This window comes from Endozoicomonas sp. SESOKO4 (assembly GCF_024606275.1).
The window spans coordinates 1-1,389 of record NZ_JAHHPS010000216.1 but is presented as its reverse complement, the minus strand read 5'-3'; the positions used below and the strand labels follow the sequence as shown (position 1 = coordinate 1,389).

The following is a 1,389-nucleotide window of genomic DNA, read 5'->3' as shown; positions in this document are numbered from 1 at the left end:
AGGCCGTACAAAGTATAGTCACTGCCATTGGCATCTTCAGATATACCGGTTACTGCTGCCGAAAAGTTTTGCATCATGGCAAAGCCTGAGTCAGAAGGCGGCAGGTATTTTCTGACATCGGCAGCTCGGGTTAACAGGAAGCGGGGATTAACAAACACATCGACCCTGAAGCGGGATTCATCAAAAATCACACCGGCAACGGGAGGGTTAAGAACACCACAATCTTTGGTGACACCGGGCGGACAAATAGCCTCAGTATGGGTATTCAACTCGCCGGATAAAGCCGAAGCCAAAAAAACAGGATCGTTCACCGAACCGATAAGGCGAACCACATCATTAACATTGGAAAGGGTAATTTCACCGGGTTGGAAGGTAGCCAGCTGGGAGGTTAAATAGCGGTTGCCATAATAAATATCCACCAGCGATCGCTGAGGCTGACTAAGGGTCTCAAAACCTTTGGGAGCTTTATTCTGGGCAAGAAAAAGCGCCTGATTGGCCATAGTTTTCGAGCAAACAAAAACCATGAGCAACGCAACACATAAAATGTCAACGCATTTCCATTTTGTCATGGCCCGAAACAATCATTTTCGTTACTGCTCTGATACTTAATTACCTGACAGAGGTACTTTACACCGAGGGCCGACTCAGGGCTGTTACTCAGCGCCGCTTTCATATTTTTTGGAAAGCCAGTGACCAGACCAGAGTCAACTTTACCGGCCATTAGGGATTAAATAGCTGTGACTACGACTGTGACAGTGTCTGAATATACGCCTACACTTTTACCTTTATAGTCCGCTTCTTTAATGTCTACAGTAATTTTAGAGTCCAGAGCAGCATCACAAGTGTTACCTCCAATAGGGCCATCTCTTTTAAAATCACCTGCCACAGCACCCGACACCAACTGACCCGCTCCCCAGACCTGATCCGCCGCACCACCTTTCTGAGAATAGGTCAACAAATAAGGGATTTCGTCTGCAGGACCTGCTCCTGATGGTTCCAATGTAAAATTATGGTCGCTTGCCAGACTGACTTCGTATCGTTCAACATTTGAATCAACACAGGAAGGAGTGAAACCAGTGAGATCACCGGTAGTGGCAGAGGTGGTATTGAAAGTTACGTCCATCAGAGCAAAGAGCCTCATTTGAACCTCGTTTCTAAGAAAGATATCAAACTTGCCGGTAGATGAGTCTGCAGTCGGTCCTGTTGGGTTTTCAGCTGCCTGAAGCCCGAAAGAGAAAAGCCCTGCCGATAGCGCCACACTTTTAACTACTTCTTTAATTGCATCTCTTTCTCCTTTACCTAAGCTGTTTTTAATGCGTTTTGTTTCTGCGCCCCAAGTACTTTAAGACACCCTGAGTTCAATGCCTCTTTTCAAACTTTGATTGCAAC

Annotated in this window: 2 protein-coding genes; both read right to left on the bottom strand. The window is 46.1% G+C overall.

Features of this window, described 5'->3' with window-relative positions; genetic code table 11:
- Window positions 1-569, bottom strand: a 569-nt coding sequence (locus KDK16_RS04195; protein WP_257274802.1) for a hypothetical protein, incomplete at its 3' end; no start/stop codon positions are given.
- A 158-nt stretch (window positions 570-727) separates the two neighbouring features.
- On the bottom strand, window positions 728-1,141 hold the full coding sequence (locus tag KDK16_RS04190; RefSeq protein ID WP_257274801.1) for a hypothetical protein: 414 nt from the start codon (window positions 1,139-1,141) through the stop codon (window positions 728-730).
- Between the last annotated feature and the right edge of the window lie 248 nt (window positions 1,142-1,389).